The 20,758-nt window shown below is 72.2% G+C and carries 20 protein-coding genes; 14 read left to right on the top strand and 6 right to left on the bottom strand.

The window, feature by feature from the left end:
• Window positions 1–218: 218 nt before the first annotated feature.
• Entirely contained in the window at window positions 219–3,386 is a 3,168-nt protein-coding gene (locus ACFV1L_RS14940) for a BTAD domain-containing putative transcriptional regulator (RefSeq protein ID WP_380365927.1), read from the top strand.
• Between the two features lie 462 nt (window positions 3,387–3,848).
• Here the strand turns inward: ACFV1L_RS14940 and ACFV1L_RS14935 are convergent, their stop codons facing one another.
• Both ACFV1L_RS14935 and ACFV1L_RS14930 read right to left on the bottom strand, forming a co-directional pair.
• Window positions 3,849–4,193, bottom strand: a complete 345-nt coding sequence (locus ACFV1L_RS14935; RefSeq protein ID WP_380365926.1) for a hypothetical protein — start codon at window positions 4,191–4,193, stop codon at window positions 3,849–3,851.
• A complete protein-coding gene (locus ACFV1L_RS14930; protein WP_380365925.1) occupies window positions 4,184–5,410 on the bottom strand; it encodes a hypothetical protein in 1,227 nt (408 codons plus the stop codon). Before ACFV1L_RS14930 ends, ACFV1L_RS14935 begins: the two co-directional genes overlap by 10 nt.
• A 442-nt stretch (window positions 5,411–5,852) precedes the next feature.
• On the opposite strand from ACFV1L_RS14930, the gene rsgA reads away from it, so the two are divergent.
• A complete protein-coding gene (gene rsgA / locus ACFV1L_RS14925; protein ID WP_380365923.1) occupies window positions 5,853–6,932 on the top strand; it encodes a ribosome small subunit-dependent GTPase A in 1,080 nt (359 codons plus the stop codon).
• Between the two features lie 54 nt (window positions 6,933–6,986).
• Here rsgA and ACFV1L_RS14920 read toward each other — a convergent pair whose 3' ends face one another.
• Window positions 6,987–8,192: a YihY/virulence factor BrkB family protein gene (locus ACFV1L_RS14920; RefSeq protein ID WP_380365921.1), complete on the bottom strand. Its 1,206-nt coding sequence runs from the start codon at window positions 8,190–8,192 to the stop codon at window positions 6,987–6,989.
• 172 nt (window positions 8,193–8,364) lie between these two features.
• On the opposite strand from ACFV1L_RS14920, the gene ACFV1L_RS14915 reads away from it, so the two are divergent.
• From ACFV1L_RS14915 to ACFV1L_RS14860, 12 genes are all read left to right on the top strand, one after another.
• The gene (locus ACFV1L_RS14915; protein WP_318264789.1) at window positions 8,365–8,448 is read left to right on the top strand and encodes a putative leader peptide; all 84 of its coding nucleotides are present in this window, start codon (window positions 8,365–8,367) and stop codon (window positions 8,446–8,448) included.
• Between the two features lie 189 nt (window positions 8,449–8,637).
• Window positions 8,638–10,362, top strand: coding sequence for a nitrite/sulfite reductase (locus tag ACFV1L_RS14910; RefSeq protein WP_380365920.1), 1,725 nt, complete (start codon window positions 8,638–8,640; stop codon window positions 10,360–10,362).
• Window positions 10,363–10,426: 64 nt separating this feature from the next.
• Window positions 10,427–10,603 carry a hypothetical protein gene (locus ACFV1L_RS14905; protein WP_380365919.1) on the top strand — a complete coding sequence of 59 codons (177 nt, stop codon included), beginning with the start codon at window positions 10,427–10,429 and terminating at the stop codon, window positions 10,601–10,603.
• Entirely contained in the window at window positions 10,587–11,285 is a 699-nt protein-coding gene (locus ACFV1L_RS14900) for a phosphoadenylyl-sulfate reductase (RefSeq protein WP_380365917.1), read from the top strand. Before ACFV1L_RS14905 ends, ACFV1L_RS14900 begins: the two co-directional genes overlap by 17 nt.
• 47 nt (window positions 11,286–11,332) lie before the next feature.
• The gene (gene cysC / locus ACFV1L_RS14895; RefSeq protein ID WP_035861265.1) at window positions 11,333–11,899 is read left to right on the top strand and encodes an adenylyl-sulfate kinase; all 567 of its coding nucleotides are present in this window, start codon (window positions 11,333–11,335) and stop codon (window positions 11,897–11,899) included.
• Window positions 11,896–12,834: a sulfate adenylyltransferase subunit CysD gene (gene cysD / locus ACFV1L_RS14890; RefSeq protein ID WP_380365915.1), complete on the top strand. Its 939-nt coding sequence runs from the start codon at window positions 11,896–11,898 to the stop codon at window positions 12,832–12,834. Before cysC ends, cysD begins: the two co-directional genes overlap by 4 nt.
• 2 nt (window positions 12,835–12,836) lie before the next feature.
• Complete coding sequence (locus tag ACFV1L_RS14885) at window positions 12,837–14,156, top strand: sulfate adenylyltransferase subunit 1 (protein ID WP_380365913.1); 1,320 nt, start codon at window positions 12,837–12,839, stop codon at window positions 14,154–14,156.
• 225 nt (window positions 14,157–14,381) lie between these two features.
• Window positions 14,382–15,524 (top strand): aliphatic sulfonate ABC transporter substrate-binding protein, encoded by a 1,143-nt coding sequence (locus ACFV1L_RS14880; RefSeq protein WP_380365911.1) that lies wholly within the window; start codon window positions 14,382–14,384, stop codon window positions 15,522–15,524.
• 136 nt (window positions 15,525–15,660) lie between these two features.
• A complete protein-coding gene (locus tag ACFV1L_RS14875; protein ID WP_380365909.1) occupies window positions 15,661–16,464 on the top strand; it encodes an ABC transporter ATP-binding protein in 804 nt (267 codons plus the stop codon).
• On the top strand, window positions 16,451–17,341 hold the full coding sequence (locus tag ACFV1L_RS14870; protein ID WP_380365908.1) for an ABC transporter permease: 891 nt from the start codon (window positions 16,451–16,453) through the stop codon (window positions 17,339–17,341). Before ACFV1L_RS14875 ends, ACFV1L_RS14870 begins: the two co-directional genes overlap by 14 nt.
• Before the next feature lie 5 nt (window positions 17,342–17,346).
• Window positions 17,347–18,258, top strand: a complete 912-nt coding sequence (locus tag ACFV1L_RS14865) for a sirohydrochlorin chelatase (protein ID WP_380365906.1) — start codon at window positions 17,347–17,349, stop codon at window positions 18,256–18,258.
• Window positions 18,259–18,341: 83 nt separating this feature from the next.
• Window positions 18,342–18,695: a nuclear transport factor 2 family protein gene (locus ACFV1L_RS14860; RefSeq protein WP_380365904.1), complete on the top strand. Its 354-nt coding sequence runs from the start codon at window positions 18,342–18,344 to the stop codon at window positions 18,693–18,695.
• 27 nt (window positions 18,696–18,722) lie between these two features.
• Here the strand turns inward: ACFV1L_RS14860 and ACFV1L_RS14855 are convergent, their stop codons facing one another.
• The 3 genes from ACFV1L_RS14855 to ACFV1L_RS14845 are packed head-to-tail and all read right to left on the bottom strand — an operon-like array spanning window position 18,723 to window position 20,626.
• Window positions 18,723–19,322: a hypothetical protein gene (locus tag ACFV1L_RS14855; RefSeq protein WP_380365903.1), complete on the bottom strand. Its 600-nt coding sequence runs from the start codon at window positions 19,320–19,322 to the stop codon at window positions 18,723–18,725.
• 45 nt (window positions 19,323–19,367) lie between these two features.
• On the bottom strand, window positions 19,368–20,303 hold the full coding sequence (locus ACFV1L_RS14850) for a WXG100 family type VII secretion target (protein WP_380365901.1): 936 nt from the start codon (window positions 20,301–20,303) through the stop codon (window positions 19,368–19,370).
• Window positions 20,300–20,626 carry a type VII secretion target gene (locus ACFV1L_RS14845; protein ID WP_380365899.1) on the bottom strand — a complete coding sequence of 109 codons (327 nt, stop codon included), beginning with the start codon at window positions 20,624–20,626 and terminating at the stop codon, window positions 20,300–20,302. Before ACFV1L_RS14845 ends, ACFV1L_RS14850 begins: the two co-directional genes overlap by 4 nt.
• Window positions 20,627–20,758 lie beyond the last annotated feature (132 nt).

Raw genomic sequence — 20,758 nt, 5'->3', positions numbered from 1 at the left:
CTGTTCCGACGCAGGTAGCGGCGGTCGGGGCAGCCCGCCCCGCGGGCGGCACCGCCCTCCGGGCGGGGGCGGCGCTTATACCAGCCGAGTACAGCAACGGCCGAAGCAACCTGGAAATACTGGCGATGCGAAACTCGGAGGTGCTATAGCAGCATGCCCCCACCCGTGCCATGCTCACCTCCTGCGCGGCCGAGGAACCGGCGACAGGAGGCACCCGGGTGTATCTGCACTTGTTGGGAGCAATCGAACTCACGGCCAGCGGAAGGCCGCTGTCGATCAGTTCGTGGAAGGTCCGAATCCTGCTGGCCGCCTTGGCCGTGGATCTGGAACGTCCGATCTCCCCCACCGTCCTCGCCGAACGCCTCTGGGACGGAGAGCCCCCGCCAAGTGCTGCCGGCACTCTGCAGGTCTACGTCTCCCGACTTCGGACGGCACTCCGCGACGCCGCCGAACTCGACACCGAGTCCGGCGAACGCCCGGTCGAGATCATCTCCCGTCCCGGCACCTACGCCCTCCGTGCCGAACCCGACCAGATCGACTGGCACGCCTACCGCCGCCGGGCCCGCCAGGCCCGCCGCTTCGTCGAAGCGGGCGACGATCGGCAGGCCCTCGACGCCCTCGACGACGCCGACGACTTCTGGCAGGGCGACCCTCTCGCCGGTCTGCCCGGCGAGTGGGCGCAGCAGACCCGAAAGGTCATGCAGGACCAGTGGCTCGCCGCGCAGTTGACCCGCACCGAGATCGAGTTGCGCCTCGGCCGGTACGCCGACCTCGTCCCCACCCTGGCCGAACTCGCCGCCAAGAACCCGTGGAACGAGAAGGTCGCCGCCCACCTGATGACGTCCCTCTACGGCAGCGGCCGCATCGCCGAGGCCCTCGCCGTCTACCGGCACATCCGTCATCGACTCGACCACGACCTCGGCACCAGACCCGGCGAACGCCTCAAGGCCCTCAACGACCTGGTCATCAGCGGCGCCAACATCACCACCCTCGTCCCTCGCCGGGCCACTCCGCCTGTCGCTCTCACGGCACCGACCGTTCCTCCCGCCCAGCGCCAGAGGTCGCGGCAACGCCCCGCAGGCCTGCTGGCCGTCCCCGACCTGGTCGGTCGGGAGCGCGAGTTGGCGCTCATCGCCGCTGCCGCCCGGGGCGAGCGGGCGGGCCGGGCCGACGACCGGGGTGCCGTCGGGCGAGGCCGACCCGTGGTCTGCATCAGCGGCCTGCCCGGAAGCGGAAAGACCGCGTTGGCCACGTCCGCCGCGGATCGCCTGCAGAGCCATTTCCCGGACGGCGTTCATGTGCTGCGGCTGGGCACCTACTCGGGTGCTCAGCACGACCCCAGCGCCGAGGCCGCAGCCACCGCGCTGCTGCGGCAGTTCGGCGTTCCGGCCGCCCGCATCCCCGTGGAGCGGGAGGAGCTGCTGGGCCAGTGCCACGAGTTGCTCACCGAGCGGCAGGCCCTGGTCCTCCTCGACGACGCCGCAGGGCCCGGCCAGATCGGGCCGCTGCTTCCCTCCAGACCCGCCTCGTTCGTCCTGGTGACCAGCCGTCACCGGATGGCATCCCTCCCGTCCGTCGTCACCGTCCCCCTCGACGCCCTGGCCCCGGAGGCGTCCGCCGAGATGTTCGTCCGACTGGCCGGCTCGGACCGGACCGCCGACGCCGACCGGCTCGCCGAGATCACCCGCCTGTGCGCCCACCACCCGTTGGCCCTCCACCTCGCCGCCGGACGCTTCCGCTTCCGCTCCTCCTGGACCCTTGCCCACCTCGCGGACCGCCTTACCCGGAACGGCCTCCTGGACGAGCTCGGAGACGGCCCCGACAGCCTCTGCGGCGCGCTGGCCATGTCCTACCACGACTTGTCGGAACAGCATCAGATGGCCTTCCGCCGGCTCAGCCTGCACCCCGGCCCGGACTTCGGCCTGCACACGGCCGCGGCGCTGATCGGCTGCCCGATCGACCGCGCGGAACGGCTGATCGAGGACCTGCTGTCCGCGAGCCTGCTGGCGGAGCACTCGGCAGAGCGGTTCAGCTACCACTCGCTCGTTCGCGCCTACGCGAGCGCCCAGGTGCAGCAGGCGGAGTCCCTGGAGGACCGTCGAGCAGCGTTGCGACGGGCGGTCGGCGTCCTCTGCCGCACGGCGGACTGGGCCGACCGGGAGATCCATTCCGGCCGCTACCGCATGGACCTCGCCCTGTTCGGTGACGAGTTCGCGATGGACGACCCGCTGGCCGCCGTCGAGCCGGCGGGCGGAATGGGGGCGAAGCGCTGGGTGGCTGCTGAGATCGAGACGTTGATGGCCCTTCACAAAGACTTGTCCACCTCGGGAGACGGCGAGACCGCTGCCGTTCTCGCCCACGTCGTCAAAGAACACGTGGAGTCTCGGCAGTTGTGGCGAGAGGCGATCGACATGCATCGCTCGGCCGCCGACCACTGGCGGGAATCGGGCTGCGACCTCCCCGAGCTGCACGCACAACTCGCGCTTGCTACCGCCGAGTTACAGGTTTCCCGGTACCCCTCGGCCGAGCAGGCCGTGCAGCGCGCACTGGACCTCGCCCGCGCCGCCGGCGACCGTCGAGGCGTCGCCGCCGCGCTGGGTCGCCTGGGCGAGCTGCGCTGGCACCAGGACGACCTGCACGGTGCTCTGCGGCTGCTGGGCGAGGGGATCGACATCCTGCGCGAACTCGGAGACGCCTCGGCGCTGGCTCGCGCCGTCGGCAACCTCGGCATGGTGCAGAGCCAGCTGGGGGACCCCCGAAGCGCGATCGACAGCCTGCACGAGGCACTGTCGTTCTTCCGCGGCATCGAAGAGCACTCGACAGCATTGAGGATCACCAACAACATCGGCGGCCTGTACGTGGAGATCGGCGACAATTCCGCCGCCAGGCAGGCCTTCGAGGAGGTAATGAGCAAAGGGAGGGGATTGATCGGCGAAATGGATCTGGCGATTTCGCAGTCGAATCTCGCCAGCCTCATGGAAATCCCGGGGGAAAACGATCGAGCGGCCGCTCTGGCCTCCTCCGCCATCAGGATTTTCCGCCGGTCCGGCGCCCTGCGCCATCAGGCCGTCGCGATGAATGTCCTGGGCCGGATCGTGCTCGGCTCGGGAAATCCGCGATCGGCCTTCGAACTGCACTCGGAGGCATATCGGATAGCCCGCTCCGTCGGGGCCCCGCGCGAGGAGGCGGAGGCCCTCAGTGGTCTGGACCAGGCGCAACGGCTACTGCCGGACCACCCACGGGGCTGCGGCGCCGTCCAGTACCGCCCTCCCGCCCCCGACGGAATCGACGACCGGCCGCGCAGCGGACCGACGACCGACCAGACGCTGGATCGCTATCGCGAGCTGCTCCGACCCGAGAGCCGCGCAACGCCCGATGGATCTTGACGATAATCGTTTAAACGCCATTCGCAAGCCCCTGGTGCGGCTCCACTAACTTACTCGCCAGTCACTTGGTGAAGGGCACCCCAGCCTCCCGGTGTCCCAACCTCCCCGGTGCTAACGAAGCCAATTGGCGGGATTGGGTCTGACCTGTGTATGGTCGTCGCGCAAGTGATCGACTGACTTCAGGAAGAGCGGACCGTTAGTGCCAGAACCTCTTGTGCGCGACGACTTCAACGCCCGCCGTGCCGCGCCTGCCTCGTTCGTGAACCACCGCACCATCTCGCCCCGGGCCTCCACGCCGGGGGCGCCTGGCCGCAGCGAGCCGGGCACCTGCCGCTGGATCGGGATCTGGCTCTTCGGCTCCCCGTTCTAGCCGGGCGTCAGCCGCACGCCGTTGGTACCACCCGCGCCGCGTCCCGGGATCTTCCGGGACGCGGCGCGGGCGTTCCTCTCGTCCGCCCCGTGCTACCGGCGGATCGCACCGCCCGTAGTGAGGAGTGCGTGCACCAGCGATCCGGCCAGCACCGCCGCGTCCGGCGCTCCGTTCCGCGCGGCGTCCGGCAGGCGGATCGTCGATGCGCCGCCGCGGAAACGTACGTGCACCGTCCCGTCCGCACCCAGTACCGCGAGCACCGCGCAGCCGGGGTGGCACCGCCACACCTCCTCCGCCGTCTCCGGGGCTCCGCCGTACAGCACGTCCGCCAAGTGCCGCACCCGGGCCGGTTCGTCGACCCGGGCCGCCACGTGCCGGTGGTACCTGGGCCCGGTCCCGGGCGGACCGGGCAGGCGGACCGTCACGCTCACTGCCATCTGGCACCTCCCGCCAGCGGGGCGGGCAGCGGAAGCGGCGGCTCGGTGGGCGAGTAGGCCGGCTCGCTCAGGTTCAGCACCCGGTAGAGCAGGCGGCGGATCCGCGGCAGGAACTCTCCCGGCTCCGAGGAGATCCGGGCACCGATCTCCGCGTACGCCTCCGGCCGGTACCTCGCGTCGGCGTAGGCGAGCTGACAGGCCAGCGGCCGGCCCGGGTCCAACGCCGGGGCGGTCAGCGCGAGTTGCATGCCTGGCGAGCGCGGGTTGACGTCCCGGTGCGGGAACCGGGCGAGCAGGATGCGGGCCCGGGTGAGCGTCGCGTACAGCGTGACGGATCCGTGGTCGCCGATGACGTAGTCGGCCGCCACCAGCATCGGACGCCAGTCCACCTCCTGCGTCACCAGCGAGACCGATCCTCCGGACACCCCGTCCACCCACCGGCGCACCTGCCAACGGCCGTGCCCCGCCGACACGTTGGGGTGCAGGACCAGCGCGGAGCGGAACCGCCCGGCGGGCAGTTCGCGCACCAGCCTCGGCAGGAACGCGTCCAAGCGGCCGAACACCGAGTTCGGCCCCCAGGTCGAGCAGAGCAGAACCAACTGCTCCCCGTCCGCCAGTCCGAGCGCGGCCCGGTACTCCGCCCGCCGCGGCAGCGCCGCCGTGATCCGGTCGTGGTCGCCGTCGCCGACCACCTCCGCCGCCGGCAGCACCTCCGGGCAGCTCCGCTCCAACTCCGCCAGGTCGTCCCGGTGCGCCAGCGCGTACGCCGCCGCGTTCGGCCGGCCCTCCCACAGCAGGTACTCACGTCCCAGGCCGGCCACCTGCCGCTCGTGCTGCACCGGGCCGGCGCCGCCCTGGTCGCGGACACCGCTGACCGAGCCCACCGGCGGCAGTGCGCGGGTCAACTGCAGGTACCCGGCTCCGTGCGGCAGCCGCACCAGCGGGCCGCGCAACTGCTCGATGCCGCGCGAACCGGCCGCCAGGATCAGGTCGAACTCGGTCCGAACAGCCTCCTCCCACGGCACCACCGTGCCGCCGAGCCGCATCAGGAACGCGGCCACCCCGTCGTTGAACGCGTGCGGCGCGACGGTGAAGACCACCTGCACCCGCAGATCCGATCCCAGCAGCTCGCAGAGTTCGAGCAGCCGTCGACCGTACACCTCGGTCTGCACCACCGCCAGCACTCGCTTGCGGTCGGGCAGAGTCGCCCATGACACGAGGCATTCCCCCTTTGTCCTTCCCGGCCTCCCACCGGGCGGCGGTACCCCGTGCACCGCCGCACGGTGGGGATGTCCGCGCGCGGTGGCGGGACGGCTGGAGAACCCTTGCGCCTCCTTGCGGAACCCTTGCGTCCGGACGCACCGTCAGATCGTCTCTCCGGACCACCGCTTGAGGGCGGCGGAAATTCGGTGGCGCAGGGGGCGGGAGGGGGCTAGCGTGGCGTCCGCCGATCGAGGGCACCCCAGGGCGGGGTGCGCGAGGCGTGTCGCCGCAGAGGAGGTGAGGACCGTGAGGCCTGTCCTTGCAGGTGTTGTTCCCCGCGTTCAGAAGTCCACCGAGTCCTGTATCCCCTGGCTCGCGGCCGGCCTCGAACCGGTGTCGCCCGTGCGCTGACACCCGGCCGGCCGGGGCCACCCGTTCCCTCGAAGGGTCCACCCCGTGCTCTCCACCACCACTGCCCACCCGCTCTCCGGCCTCGGCTGGGACGAGGACCGGGCAGCCGCCTTCCACCCCCTCGCCGAGACCGGCCTGCTCCCCGGGCGGATCACCCGCATCGACCGGGGCCGGTGCGACGTGCTGTTCGTCGATCCCGAGACCGGCGAGCCCGCCACGCTGCGCGCCGACACCCGGGCCGTCACCGGCGCCGACACCGTCAACAACCCGTGCACCGGGGACTGGGTGGCCGTCGACCCGGCCGCCCGGCCGGTGCCCGTCGTCACCACCGTCCTGCCCCGCACCACCGCGATCATCCGCAAGGGCGCCCACAAGCGCTCCGAAGGTCAGGTGCTGGCCGCCAACATCGACACCGTCCTGATCGCTGTCTCGCTCGCCGCGGAACCCGACCTGGGCAGGGTCGAGCGCCTGCTCGCCCTCGCCTGGGAATCCGGGGCCGAACCGCTGATCGTCCTCACCAAGTCCGACCTGGTGCACGACGGCGAATTCGTCCGGGCGGACGTCGAAGCGGTCGCGCCCGGGGTCACCGTGCTGACGGTCAGCGCCGAGACCGGGGCCGGCATGGACGCCCTGCGCGCCCTCGCCACCGGCACCTGCGCGCTGATCGGCCAGTCCGGCGCGGGCAAGTCCACCCTCACCAACGCCCTCGCCGAGGCGGACGCCATGACGGTCCAGCAGGTCCGCACCGTCGACGAGAAGGGCCGGCACACCACGACCACCCGGGAACTCCTCCCGCTGCCCGCCGGCGGCGCCGTCATCGACACCCCCGGCCTGCGCGGCGTCGGCCTCTTCGGCGGCGAGGGCATCGACCTCGCCTTCGCCGACATCGACGCGATCGCCGCGGACTGCCGCTACGACGACTGCTCGCACCGCACCGAACCCGCCTGCGCCGTCCGCGCCGCCCTCGCCGACGGCACCCTGCCCGAGCGCCGCTGGGAGTCCTTCCTCAAGCTCCGGCGCGAGAACGACTGGATCGCCTCCCGCACCGACGCCCGCCTCCGCGCCGAGCGCGCCCGCCTCCACAAGTCCCGCACCAAGGCGGCCCGCAGGGCGTACCGGGTCTGACCCGTCGGCCCTGCCCCGGAACGACCCCGGGCAGGGCCCCGCCCGCCACCGGAGCTACTTGCGTCCGCGCCGCGTGCCGCCGAACCGCCGGCGCAGGTCGTCGTGCGGCAGGAAGCCGGCCCACCGCTCGGGGTACTCGCTGGGCGGGGCCTCGTCGTCGTCCTCGTCGAACAGTTCCTCGTCGTGGCCGTCGGCGAGGCCGAACTGCCGGGTGCGTTCGGCGCGTTCGGCGGCCCGCCGGGCGGCGGCCTCGCGGCCGCGCTGGACGGCGGCGTCCTCGCTGAGGCGCTCGACCTCGGCGCGGGCGTCGGCGGTCTCGACGGCGGGCCAGCGGCGGTCTATGGCGGCGTTCATCGCGGCGCCGATCAGGACGGCCAGCGCCACCACGAAGATCCACAGGAGGACGGCGACGGGGGCGGCGAGCTGCCCGTACACGGAGTGGCCCTCGACGGAGCTGATCAGGTAGAGCCGCAGCGCGACGCTGCACACCACCAGGACCAGCAGGGCGACCAGCGCGCCGGGGATGTCCTCGCGCCAGGGCGTGCTGACCGGGACGGCGACGTGGTAGAGGGTGGTGAGGAAGACGATGAGCAGCAGGATCGCGGCCGGCCAGTACAGCGAGCTGATCACGCCGGCCCAGCTCTGGAAGGTGTTGATCAGCAGTCCTGGCCCGGTGACCAGCAGCGGCAGCACCAGGGAGCCGATGACCAGCGCGCCGAGGTAGAGGCCGAGCGACATCAGCCGGGTCTTGACCAGGCCGCGTTTGCCGTCGAGGCCGTACATGACGGTGATGGTGTCGATGAAGATGTACAGCGCGCGGGAGCCGGACCAGAGCGAGAGCAGGAAGCCGATCGAGATCAGGTCCGGCCGGGCGCTGCCGAAGACGTCGTCGAGCAGCGGTTGGACGATCTGGTCGATGGAGCTCGGTGAGAGCACCGTCCCGGATGCCGAGACGATGTCCGCCTTGAGTCGCACGATGGTTCCGGCGCCGAGGATGTCGTCCAAGTAGCCGAGGGTGCCGGCCAGGCAGAGCAGCAGCGGCGGAATGGAGAGGAGCGTGAAGAATGCCGCCTCGGCCGCGAGGCCGGTGACGCGGTACTCGACGCAGGTGTTGGTGGTGTCCTTCACCAGCGCCCAGAGCGTCCGGTACCAGGTGGTTCGCTTCGCGGCGCGGCGGCGGCCGCCGCGACGGCGGGCGGGCCGCTCGACGGCCGACCCGGTCCCCCCGGGCGGATGCGGAGTACTGCCTGCTGCTTGCACGCCCCTACGGTATCGGCCCGCGCCGGTGGACCGACGCGCCGCCGCCGGGAACCGACGGCCCGCAGTGCGCGGAGCGGCCCGGCATCGCCGAGTGTCCCGGGATGCGGAACACCAACGTCCAGGATTCGGACGTTAGTGGACCGCGAGTCGCTCGCCGTGCGAATCTCTTGCCATGTCTAGCGCCGGAACCACCCTAGTTGGCCGACTCCACGTCGACCTCCTTCGCGTGTCCAGCGCCATCTGTCCGGTGACCTGAGCCCCACTCGCACGCCGCCACCGCACCGGCGCCCTGCCTGCCCATCCCCGCCGTCGCGGATGCGCGCACCACCGACCCGGCCCAGCGTCACCCTCCCTCCGCCTGCTGATCTCCGCAGGTGGGAGCGGGGGCGTGCCCGGGAACCGCCTGCACCCTTGCACCTGCCAAGCCGCTCAAAGGACTGACACCATGGCCCGCACTCCCGAAACGGTCGAGCCTCAGGCCGGCGCCGCCCCCGCGGCCCGCCCCGCCGCCCGCAAGGTGACCCGCCACCGCGGCGAGGGCCAGTGGGCGATGGGGCACTACACCCCGCTGAACGCCAACGAGCAGATGAAGAAGGACGACGACGGTCTCAATGTGCGGACACGTATTGAGACGATCTACTCCAAGGGCGGCTTCGCCTCGATCGACCCGGCGGACCTGCGCGGTCGGATGCGCTGGTGGGGCCTGTACACCCAGCGCCGCCAGGGCATCGACGGCGGCCGCACCGCGATCCTGGAGCCGCACGAGCTCGAGGACGAGTACTTCATGCTGCGGGTGCGCATCGACGGCGGGCAGCTGACGACCGCTCAGCTGCGCGCCATCGGCGAGGCGTCCGAGCAGTACGCCCGCGGCACCGCCGATGTGACGGACCGGCAGAACGTGCAGTTCCACTGGGTGCGGATCGAGGACGTCCCGGCGATCTGGGAGAAGCTGGAGTCGGTCGGCCTGTCCACCACCGAGGCCTGCGGCGACTGCCCGCGCGTGGTGATCGGCTCGCCGGTGGCGGGCATCGCCTCGGACGAGATCGTCGACGGCAGCTGGGCGATCGACGAGATCAACCGCCGGTACATCGGCAACCCGGAGTTCTCCAACCTGCCGCGCAAGTTCAAGACCGCGATCTCCGGCTCGCCGCTGCTGGACGTGGTCCACGAGATCAACGACATCGCGTTCGTCGGCGTGGTCCACCCCGAGCACGGCCCGGGCTTCGACGTGTGGGTCGGCGGCGGCCTGTCCACCAACCCGAAGCTCGGCGTCCGGCTCGGCGCCTGGGTGCCGCTGGCCGAGGTCCCCGACGTGTGGGCCGGCGTGGTCGGCATCTTCCGCGACTACGGCTACCGCCGCCTGCGCAACCGGGCCCGGTTGAAGTTCCTGGTCGCCGACTGGGGCGTGGCCAAGTTCCGGCAGGTCCTCCAGGACGAGTACCTGAAGCGGGAGCTGACGGACGGTCCGGGCCCGGAGCAGCCGGCCGGGCGGTGGCGCGACCACGTGGGCGTCCACCCGCAGAAGGACGGCCGGTTCTACGTCGGCTTCGCGCCGAAGGTCGGCCGCCTGAACGGCAAGCTGATCCAGCAGGTCGCCGACCTGGCCGCCGAGCACGGCTCGGACCGGCTGGCGACCACCGTCGAGCAGAAGCTGATCGTGCTGGACGTCGAGCAGGACCGGGTCGACTCGCTGGTGGCCGGCCTGGAGGCGCTCGACCTGCGGGTCACGCCGTCCACCTTCCGGCGCGGCACGCTGGCCTGCACCGGCATCGAGTACTGCAAGCTCGCAATCGTCGACACCAAGGACCGCGGACGCACCCTGATCGACGAACTGGAGCGCCGCCTGCCGGAGTTCGACGAGCCGCTGAGCATCAACATCAACGGCTGCCCGAACGCCTGCGCCCGGATCCAGACCGCCGACATCGGCCTGAAGGGCCAGCTGGTGACCGACGCGAAAGGGCAGCAGGTCGAGGGCTTCCAGGTCCACCTGGGCGGCTCGCTCGGCTTCGAGAACGCCGCGTTCGGCCGCAAGATCCGCGGCCTGAAGGTCACCAGCGCCGAACTGCCCGACTACGTCGAGCGCCTGCTGCTCCGCTACCAGGCGGACCGTCAGGACGGCGAGCGCTTCGCCCAGTGGGCGGTGCGGGCCACCGAGGAGCAGCTGTCGTGAGCGGGCGCACCACCGGGGCGGCGCGTTCCGCCGAAGCGGCCGCCGGGCGCGGCGAGGTGGCTGCATGAGCGAGCGCGCCGCACCGTTCTACTGCCCGTACTGCGGGGACGAGGACCTGCGCCCGTCCGAGGGCGGCCACGGCACCTGGGAGTGCCGGGCCTGCCGCCGGGGCTTCCAGCTGAAGTTCCTCGGCCTGTTGTCGACGACCGACGGGGGGACCGGACATGACGACCGCGACTGACTACGAGGCGGCCGCGCTCAAGGCCGGCCGGGAGCTGGAGGAGGCGTCCGCGCAGGAGATCCTGCGGTGGGCGGCCGACACCTTCGGCAAGCGGTTCTGCGTGACCTCCTCGATGGAGGACGCGGTGGTCGCCCACCTGGCGTCCACCGTGCTGCCCGGCGTGGACGTGGTGTTCCTGGACACCGGCTACCACTTCCCGGAGACCATCGGCACCCGGGACGCGGTCGCCGCGACCATGCCGGTCAACGTGATCACGCTGACCCCGAAGCTCAGCGTCGCCGAGCAGGACGCCGAGTACGGGCCGCGGCTGCACGACCGCGACCCGGACCTGTGCTGCTCGCTGCGCAAGGTCGAGCCGCTCAACCGCGGTCTGGGCGGCTACGACGCCTGGGCGACGGGGCTGCGCCGCGACGAGTCGCCGTCCCGGGCGAACACCCCGGTGGTGGCCTGGGACGCGAAGCGCCGCAAGGTGAAGCTCGCCCCGATCGCCCGCTGGACGCAGGACGAGGTGGACGCCTACGTGCAGGCCAACGGGGTGCTGCTGAACCCGCTGCTGTGGGAGGGCTACACCTCGATCGGCTGCTCGCCGCTGTCCTGCACCGCCAAGCCCGGCGAGGGCGAGGCGGGCCGGGCCGGCCGCTGGGCGGGCTCCGGCAAGACCGAGTGCGGCATCCACCTCTGAGCCGCCACCACCTGAACCACCGTCACCGAACGTCAGGAGTAACCACCGTGACCACCGCCGACACTCCGGCAGCGGCCCGCGAGCGGGGCGCCACCGTGTGGCTGACCGGGCTGCCCAGCGCCGGGAAGACCACGTTGGCGTTCGCGCTGGCCGAGCGGCTGCGCGCGGAGGGCCACCGGGTCGAGGTGCTGGACGGTGACGAGATCCGCGAGTTCCTCTCCAAGGGCCTCGGGTTCTCCCGCGAGGACCGGCACACCAACGTCACCCGGATCGGCTTCGTCGCCGAGAAGCTCGCCGCGAACGGCGTCAAGGTGCTCGCCCCGGTGATCGCCCCGTTCGCCGACTCCCGCGCCGCGGTGCGCGAGCGGCACGCCGCCAACGGCACCGAGTTCCTGGAGATCCACGTCGCGACCCCGGTCGAGCTCTGCTCGGAGCGGGACGTCAAGGGCCTGTACGCCAAGCAGGCGGCCGGCGAGATCTCCGGCCTGACCGGCGTCGACGACCCGTACGAGGCCCCGGAGAAGCCGGAGTTGCGGCTGCAGACGCAGGGCCGGTCGGTGGCCGAGTCGGCCGGCGAACTGCACGCCTTCCTGACCGAGAGGGGCTTGGCATGACCGTCACCACGCAGCGCCCGGACCGGGCCGCGGACAGCCCTTACGCGCTGTCGCACCTGGACGCCCTGGAGGCGGAGTCGGTGCACATCTTCCGCGAGGTGGCGGGCGAGTTCGAGCGGCCGGTGATCCTGTTCTCCGGCGGCAAGGACTCGATCGTGATGCTGCACCTGGCACTGAAGGCGTTCGCGCCCGCGCCGGTGCCGTTCGCCCTGCTGCACGTCGACACCGGGCACAACTTCCCCGAGGTCATCGAGTACCGCGACCGCACCGCGGCGCAGCACCGCCTGCGCCTGCACGTCGCCTCCGTCCAGGAGTTCATCGACCGCGGCGTGCTGCGCGAGCGCCCCGACGGCACCCGCAACCCGCTGCAGACCGTGCCGCTGCTGGACGCCATCGAGTCCAACAGGTTCGACGCGGTGTTCGGCGGCGGGCGCCGCGACGAGGAGAAGGCCCGCGCCAAGGAGCGGGTGTTCTCGCTGCGCGACGAGTTCGGCGCCTGGGACCCGCGCCGCCAGCGCCCCGAGCTGTGGTCGCTGTACAACGGCCGGCACGCGGTCGGCGAGCACGTCCGGGTGTTCCCGCTGTCCAACTGGACCGAGCTGGACGTGTGGCAGTACATCGAGCGGGAGAAGATCGAGCTCCCGGAGATCTACTACGCGCACCGCCGCGACGTGTTCAAGCGCGACGGCATGTGGCTGACCGCCGGCGAGTGGGGCGGCCCGAAGGAGTCCGAGCCGGTCGAGAACCGCCTGGTGCGCTACCGCACGGTCGGCGACATGTCCTGCACCGGCGCGGTCGACTCCGACGCCGACAGCATCGAGGCCGTGATCGCCGAGATCGCCGCCAGCCGCCTCACCGAGCGCGGCGCGACGCGGGCCGACGACAAGCTGTCCGAGGCCGCCATGGAAGACCGCAAGCGCGAGGGGTACTTCTAGAGATGAGCACCACCCAGGAAGCCACCGCCACCTCGCTGCTGCGCTTCGCCACCGCCGGCAGCGTCGACGACGGCAAGTCCACCCTGGTGGGCCGGCTGCTGCACGACTCCAAGTCGGTGCTGGCCGACCAGTTGGAGGCCGTCGAGCACGCCTCCCGCCGCCGCGGCCAGGACGCGCCCGACCTGGCGCTGCTCACCGACGGCCTGCGCGCCGAGCGCGAGCAGGGCATCACCATCGACGTGGCGTACCGCTACTTCGCCACCGCCCGCCGCCGGTTCATCCTCGCCGACACCCCGGGGCATGTGCAGTACACCCGCAACATGGTGACCGGCGCGTCCACCGCCGAACTGGCCGTGGTGCTGGTCGACGCCCGCAACGGCGTGGTCGAGCAGACCCGCCGGCACGCCGCGGTCGCCGCCCTGCTGCGCGTCCCGCACGTCGTCCTCGCCGTCAACAAGATGGACCTGGTCGACTACGCGGAGCCGGTGTTCGCCGCGATCGCCGAGGAGTTCACCGGGTACGCGGCCTCGCTGGGCGTGGAGGACGTGGTGGCGGTGCCGATCTCGGCGCTCGCCGGCGACAACGTGGTCGAGCCGTCCCGGCACATGGACTGGTACGGCGGCCCGACCCTGCTGGAGCACCTGGAGACCGTCCCGGTCGGCTCCGACCCGACCGCCGAGCCGGCCCGGTTCCCGGTCCAGTACGTGATCCGGCCGCAGAGCGAGGAGTTCCACGACTACCGGGGCTACGCCGGGCAGTTGGCCTCCGGCGTGCTGCGGGTCGGCGACCCGGTGACGGTGCTGCCCTCCGGCCACACCAGCACCGTCGCGGCGATCGACGCGCTCGGCGTCGCCACCGAACTCGCCTGGGCGCCGCAGTCGGTGACGGTCCGGCTGGCCGACGACATCGACATCTCCCGCGGCGACCTGATCGCGGCCGGCCCGACCGCCGTCCCCGGCAAGGACATCGAGGCGACGGTCTGCCACCTGAGCGAGCGCCCGCTGCACGTCGGCGCGAAGGTGCTGCTCAAGCACACCACCCGCACCGTGCGCGCGCTGGTCAAGGACATCAGCTACCGGATCGACATCGACACGCTCGAACAGCGCTCGGGCGCCGAGGGGTTGAACGTCAACGACATCGGCCACGTGGTGCTGCGCACCGCCGAGCCGCTGGCCCTCGACCCGTACCGCGACAACCGCCGGACCGGCTCGTTCATCCTGATCGATCCGGCCGACGGCACCACCCTCACCGCCGGCATGGCGGGCGAGGCCTTCGACACCGTCAGCACCACCGACGCTTCCACTGAGGAGGACTGGGTCTGATGCCCAGCGAGGCGTTCTCGGGCATGGACAAGGAAGGCGGCCGCATCGGCAGCGGCGTCCTCGGCAGCGGCCAGGGCGGCCTGACGCGATGTGGGGGCGGACAGGGGCGCTGAGCCCCTGTCACCGGGCCCGGTCCGCCGATCCTGTCCACAGCAGGCACGGCGGGGCGGCCCGGCCCACGTCAGGCACTTCTCCTTTCCGACTCCACGAACGGGACACCTCGTCATGGCACTCAGCACCCTGCCCGCCCATACCCGCCTTCGCCCCGCCGCCGGCCGGATCAGACGGACCGCCGCCGCGGCCGTCGCCGTGCTCACCGCCGCCGGACTGCTGTCCGCCTGCAGCTACGGCTCCAAGAGCGAGGACAAGGCCTCGGCCGCCCCGGCCGCGTCCGGCGCGAAGCTCTCCGCCGACACCGTGAAGATCGGCTACTTCGCGAACCTCACCCACGGCACCGCACTGGTCGGCCTCAAGCAGGGCATCCTCCAGCAGGAGCTCGGCGGCACCAAGATCAAGACCCAGGTGTTCAACGCGGGCCCCGCCGAGATCGAGGCGCTGAACGCCGGCTCGATCGACATCGGCTGGATCGGCCCCTCCCCCGCGATCAACGGCTTCACCCAGTCCGGCGGCAAGTCGCTGAAGATCGTGGGCGGTTCGGCCTCCGGCGGCGTCAAGCTGGTGGTCAACCCGGCGAAGATCGGCTCGGTCGACGACCTCAAGGGCAAGCGGATCGCCACCCCGCAGCTCGGCAACACGCAGGACGTCGCCCTGCTCAACTACCTCGCGGGCAAGGGCTGGAAGGTCGACGCGAACACCGGCGACGGCGACGTCAAGGTGATCCGCAGCGACAACAAGGTCACCCCCGACGCCTACAAGTCCGGCTCCATCGACGGCGCCTGGGTGCCCGAGCCGACCGCCTCCAAGCTGGTCACCCTCGGCGCGAAGGTCCTGCTGAACGAGAAGGACGTCTGGCCGGACAAGAAGTTCGTCATCACCAACATCATCGTGTCGCAGAAGTTCCTCGCCGAACACCCCGACGTGGTCGAGGCCGTGCTGCGCGGCTCGGTGAAGACCAACGCCTGGATCAAGGCCAACTCGGCGCAGGCCAAGGCCGTCGCCAACGAGCAGATCAAGGCCGACGCCGGCAACGCGCTGGACGCCGCCGTCCTCGACCCGGCCTGGCAGGACATCGACTTCATCGACGACCCGCTGGCCAACACCCTGCAGGCCGAGGCCGACCACGCCGTCACCGCCGGCCTGCTCAAGAAGCCCAACCTGGCCGGGATCTACGACCTGACCCCGCTCAACAAGGTGCTCACCGCGGCGGGACAGCCCACCGTCTCCGACGCCGGCCTCGGCGCCAAGTAGCCCCCACCGGTAGCCCCTTCAGGCCCCGGGTTCCGCCTCGCACCCGCCCGTCCGATGCCCACTCACCGGGCGGGTGCGGGGCGGACCCCGGACACCGATCCCCGCCCTGCCCGGCCCACACCCGCAGGAGGTGCCCGTGACCACGGCACTGACCACCTCGCCCGACGCCCCCGGCGCGGGCCACCCGGACGGCGGCTTCGCCGTCCGGCTCTCGCACGTGCACAAGACCTTCGGCCGTCCCGGCACCGCCGCGCCGGTCCTCGACGACATCAGCCTGACCGTCGCCCCCGGCGAGTTCGTCACCCTGCTCGGCGCGTCCGGCTGCGGCAAGTCCACCCTGCTCAACCTGGTCGCCGGCCTCGACAGCCCCACCTCCGGCACCATCGAGGTCCCCGGCGGCCGCCCCGCCCTGATGTTCCAGGACCACGCGCTCTTCCCCTGGCTCACCGCCGGCAGGAACATCGAACTCGCCCTGCGGCTGGCCGGCGTGGCGAAGGCCGACCGCCGGACCGAGGCCGAGCGCCTGCTCGAACTGGTCCGCCTCGGCGGCTCCTACAAGAAGCGCGTCCACGAGCTCTCCGGCGGCATGCGCCAGCGCGTCGCCCTCGCCCGCTCCCTCGCCCAGGGCTCCCGGGTCCTGCTGATGGACGAGCCGTTCGCCGCCCTCGACGCCATCACCCGGGACGTCCTGCACAACGAGATCACCCGGATCTGGGCCGAACGGCAGCTCGCCGTCCTGTTCGTCACCCACAACGTCCGCGAGGCCGTCCGCCTCGCCCAGCGCGTCGTCCTGCTCTCCTCCCGCCCGGGCCGGATCGCCCGCGAGTGGCGCATCGACCTGCCGCAGCCCCGCCGCATCGAATCCGCCGGCGTCGCGGATCTGTCCATCGAGATCACCGAAGAACTGCGTGGGGAGATCCGCCGCCATGTCCAGCACTGACACCCTCCGCACCCCCGCGGACGACTCGGCGGGCGTCGAGGCCGGCCTCGACGCACTCGAAGCCGTCCAGGTCCAGCGCACCCCGGTCTCCGTGATCCTGCGCCGCAAGGTGCTGCCGCCCGTCCTCGGCGTGGTCCTCGTCCTGGCCGTCTGGCAGCTCGCCCACAGCCTGGAACTCACCACCCCCGACAAGCTCCCCAGCCCCGCCGACGTCTGGGACTCCCTCACCGAACTCTGGTACGCCGGAACGCTGTTCTCCATCATCTGGACCAGCGTCTGGCGCGGCCTGTCCGGCTTCGTGCTCTCCGTCCTGATCGGCACCCCGATCGGCCTCGTGGTCGCCCAGGTCAAGCCGGTCCGCGCCGCGCTCGGCCCGGTCCTCTCCGGCCTCCAGTCCCTCCCCTCGGTCGCCTGGGTGCCCGCCGCCGTCATCTGGCTGGGCATCAACAACTCCGCGATGTACGCCGTCATCCTGCTCGGCGCCGTCCCCTCCATCGCCAACGGCCTCATCGCCGGCGTCGACCAGGTCCCCCCGCTCTTCCTCCGCGCCGGCCAGACCCTCGGCGCGACCGGCCTCCGCGGCGCCCGCCACATCCTGCTCCCCGCCGCGCTCCCCGGCTACCTGGCCGGCCTCAAGCAGGGCTGGGCCTTCTCCTGGCGCTCCCTGATGGCCGCCGAACTCATCGCCTCCTCCCCCGACCTGGGCCTCGGCCTCGGCCGCTACCTGGAGAACCAGCGCGAGTTCACCAACATGTCCGGCGTCCTCCTCGGCATCATCCTCATCCTCACCGTCGGCGTCGCCATCGACCTGCTCTTCTTCTCCCCCCTCGAACGCCGCGTCCTCCGCAGCCGCGGCCTCCTCACCACCACCCACTGACCCTCATGACCCACCGCACCACACCCCGTCAGCAGCGAAGCGACCTGACGCCCCGGAACCCCGCGCCCCACCAGGGGCGCGGGGAACTGCGCGACGCGGAAGGCGACCCCCCGCAGCCGCACACCGTGCCCACCCCTGCCCACCGCCCGCGCCCCGCAGGCGTCGCACCCGTCCGCCCGCTCCTGCTCCTCGCGCACGGCTCCCGCGACCCCCGCCACGCCGCCACCGTCGAGGCTCTCGCCGACGCGATCCGCCAGCTCCGCCCCGAACTCCCCGTCACCACCGCCTACCTGGACCACTGCGCGCCCCGCATCGCCCAGGTCGTCCCCCGCCTCACCGACGCGATCGCCGTCCCGCTCCTCCTCAATCGCGCCTTCCACGCCAAGCACGACATCCCGGCCGCCCTCCGCGCCGCCGGATCGAGCCTCCCCGTCGCCGAGGTCCTGGGCCCGTCCCCTCTCCTCCTCGACGCCCTCGACCGCCGTCTCGCCGAGTCCGGCCTCGACGTCGCCGACCCGGCCGTCCGCGCCCGCACGGGCGTCGTCCTGACGGCCGCCGGCTCCTCCGACCCGGCCGCCAACGCCACCACCCGGGCGGTCGCTGCCACGTGGCGGCGCACCCGGGGCTGGGCCGCCGTCACCACGGCCTACGCGGCAGCCGCCCCCACCGTCACCGACGCCCTCGCCGCGCTCCGCGCCGACCCGGCCGTCCGCACCACGGCCGTCGCCCCGTACCTCCTCGCGCCGGGTCTGCTCCCCGACCGCATCGCCACCGCGTCGACCGCCGCCGGAGCCGACCACCTCGCCCCGGTCCTGGGCGCCGCCCCCGAACTCGCCCGCCTCGTCCTCGCCCGCCACACCGAGGCCGCAGCCCCCGCCCGCTCCACCCGTACCACCCGTACCGCCCGCACGGCCTGACGCGGCCTGACGCGGCCTGACGCCGCATCACGCACCGAAAACCCGGAGGCGGACCGCACCCCGTCCACGGCACACTCCACCCCGTGCCCACAGCAACTGCCGCCGCCGTCCACGAGCACGTCCGCGCCTTCAACGCCCGCGATCTCGACGCCCTGATGCGGGGTTTCACCGAGGATGCGGTCTGGATCACCGGAACGACCACCGTCCGCGGCCGCGCAGCCCTGACCGAGCTGTTCGCCGCCGCCATGGCCGAACTGCTCCCGACCCTGACGGTCCGGACCCTCCTGGCCGACCGGGACCGCGCCGCCTGCCAACTCGTCGAGACCCTGACCGTCGCGGGCGAGCAACGGGTCTGCTCCATCGCGGGCTTCTACGAACTGCGCGACGGCCGGATCGCCTCCGCCAAGATCTATCGCGAGGGGAGCGCCGACGTCTGACGCCCTCGCCCGGCCTGTGGCCGCACGTCAGAACTGCTGGAACGCCGCCGCGAGTTCGTCCGCGGCGGACGGCAGCGGCGTGGTGACGGCGACCCAGGAGCCGTCCCGGAAGTGCAGGTCGAGGCGGCCGCGCTGGGTGACGCCCTTCGCGTTTCGCCTGGCGGCGGCGATCTCGTGGCGCGGGAGTTCGAGCTGCAGGGCGTGCTGTTCGGTGAGCTGCCAGAGCTTGGCGCGGTCGGCGAGCAGCAGCAGGCGCCGGTCGGTGAGGGCGAGCAGGGCGCTGCCGTTCGCGCCGTCCTCGTGCAGGCGGACGACGAGGCGGCCGGCGGTGGAGTGCCAGTCGCCGCCCATGCCCTGGCCGTGCCAGACGGAGTCCGGCACGGCGTCCATCATCTTGTCCTCGACGGCGCCGACGGTCGCCGAGACCGGGTTGACCACCGCGTACGCGCGCCGCAGCAGGCTGAACGGCTTGGCCAGCTTCTGCTCCAGCTCGCCGGGCTGACGCGGGGTCAGCAGGTGCTCCGGCGGGCGCGGGATGCCGGGTGCCAGCGAGATCGGTGCGGCGGCCCTCAGCTGCTCGCCGGCGGCGAGGAAGGGCGTGGCGAACTGGCGGTCCCGGTCGAGCACGGTGGTCCTCCTCGGTCTGGTGGAAAGCGGGGAACGGACGAGGGTCTACCCGAAGGCGTCCTGGAAGCGCTGCCGGCGCTCCTCGGGGCTGAGGGCGGGGGCCTCGGCGGGCTGGGCGATGCCGGTCTTCTCGCGCAGGCCGGTGCTGGGTCCGCGGTTGCCGCTGATCCGGTCGTCGGCCTCGTCGGCGATGATTCCGGCGCCGCTCTGGGTGATCTGCTGGAGTGCCTCGCCGGCGGGGTTGCCGGTGAGGCCGATGCCGTGGAGTCCGGCCTTGCCGATCATCTTGACGCCCTTCTTGGCGAGGTACGCCTCGACGTCGATCGGCTTGTTCCAGGTCCAGGGCTTCTTCGGGTTGAGGTGCGGGCGCTTGGAGACCGCCTTGAGCGCCTTCATCGCGTCGGCGATCTTCTTGAGCGCGCTGGCGAGCTTGCGCACCAGGTTGGCTATTCGGGCGCTGGCGATGGCGCCCTCGGCGGCGGCCGCGGCGGCTTCGGCGGCCAGCGAGATGCCGGCGGTGATCACGCTGAAGGCGAGCGACGCGGCGAGCGTGATGATCGCCCACTCGATCAGTTCGCGGATCACCGTCTCGACCAGGTCCTGTGCCATCCGGGCTTCGGCGGCGGCCTCGTTGAGGAGTTCGGCGGTGCCCGCCATGTCCTCCGCCTCGGCCTCCAACGCCTGCTCGTACTCTTCGAGTTCGCGCTGGAACGCCTCCGACGCCTCGCCCTGCCACTCGCCGGCCAGCGCGGCCCGGTCGCGGCGCTGGTCGGCGATCAGCTCGCGCAGCTGCTCGGCCTGCTTCTGCCACAGCTGGGCGGCGGCCTCCAGGCCCTCCGGGTCGCCGGTGACGAACTCCAGCGGTTCGGCGAGCGGCTCGACGATGGGGCGCATGATCTCGTCGACCACGCTGCCCAGCGGCGTCATCCAGTCGTTGATCTTCGTGTAGGCGTCGACCGCGCCCGAAACCGGCCCGCTCATCCGCCCAGCCCTCCGGCGATCGCCTGCATCTGCTGCTGGTTGGCCTCGTCGACGCGCTCGTAGGCGCCGGCCATGCCGTCCGCGTACTCGGCGATCCGGTCCATGGTGTCGGCGGCCGAGCCCGCGTTCTCGATCGCGGCCTCGGAGCGCTCGACGTAGTCGCGGCCGGTCTCGTCGGACTCCGGGAGCTTCCCGAAGGCGGTCGGCGACAGCTGGTGTCCGCCGAGTTCGGCGCGGATCGCCCGCAGCCGCTCGGCCCGTTCGGCACTGGTGCGGGCGAACCGGCGCAGCGCGTCCGGGTCGACCGTGAACTCCCCCGCCATTTCGGCGTACCTCTTCCCCGTTGCCAGGGCCCGCGACCTCGGCGACGGCATAGGCGTCACCATGCGCAGGCCATGAATTGGCAAAGAAGCTAACACGGCACCACCCCCAAGAGGTACCCCGGTACGCCCTGC

This window comes from Kitasatospora sp. NPDC059646 (assembly GCF_042734615.1).
Taxonomy (GTDB): domain Bacteria; phylum Actinomycetota; class Actinomycetes; order Streptomycetales; family Streptomycetaceae; genus Kitasatospora.
The sequence above is the reverse complement of the archived record's forward strand: the minus strand, read 5'-3'. Positions and strand labels throughout refer to the sequence as shown.

What these genes read in the sequence shown, in the direction of transcription:
- ACFV1L_RS14935 (WP_380365926.1), bottom strand. Translation starts at nt 4,193, where the DNA reads ATGGCAGTGAGCGTGACGGTCCGCCTGCCCGGTCCGCCCGGGACCGGG.
- ACFV1L_RS14915 (WP_318264789.1), top strand. Translation starts at nt 8,365, where the DNA reads ATGTCTAGCGCCGGAACCACCCTAGTTGGCCGACTCCACGTCGACCTC.
- ACFV1L_RS14910 (WP_380365920.1), top strand. Translation starts at nt 8,638, where the DNA reads ATGGCCCGCACTCCCGAAACGGTCGAGCCTCAGGCCGGCGCCGCCCCC.
- ACFV1L_RS14905 (WP_380365919.1), top strand. Translation starts at nt 10,427, where the DNA reads ATGAGCGAGCGCGCCGCACCGTTCTACTGCCCGTACTGCGGGGACGAG.
- ACFV1L_RS14900 (WP_380365917.1), top strand. Translation starts at nt 10,587, where the DNA reads ATGACGACCGCGACTGACTACGAGGCGGCCGCGCTCAAGGCCGGCCGG.
- cysD (WP_380365915.1), top strand. Translation starts at nt 11,896, where the DNA reads ATGACCGTCACCACGCAGCGCCCGGACCGGGCCGCGGACAGCCCTTAC.
- ACFV1L_RS14885 (WP_380365913.1), top strand. Translation starts at nt 12,837, where the DNA reads ATGAGCACCACCCAGGAAGCCACCGCCACCTCGCTGCTGCGCTTCGCC.
- ACFV1L_RS14880 (WP_380365911.1), top strand. Translation starts at nt 14,382, where the DNA reads ATGGCACTCAGCACCCTGCCCGCCCATACCCGCCTTCGCCCCGCCGCC.
- ACFV1L_RS14870 (WP_380365908.1), top strand. Translation starts at nt 16,451, where the DNA reads ATGTCCAGCACTGACACCCTCCGCACCCCCGCGGACGACTCGGCGGGC.
- ACFV1L_RS14865 (WP_380365906.1), top strand. Translation starts at nt 17,347, where the DNA reads ATGACCCACCGCACCACACCCCGTCAGCAGCGAAGCGACCTGACGCCC.
- ACFV1L_RS14850 (WP_380365901.1), bottom strand. Translation starts at nt 20,303, where the DNA reads ATGAGCGGGCCGGTTTCGGGCGCGGTCGACGCCTACACGAAGATCAAC.
- ACFV1L_RS14845 (WP_380365899.1), bottom strand. Translation starts at nt 20,626, where the DNA reads ATGGCGGGGGAGTTCACGGTCGACCCGGACGCGCTGCGCCGGTTCGCC.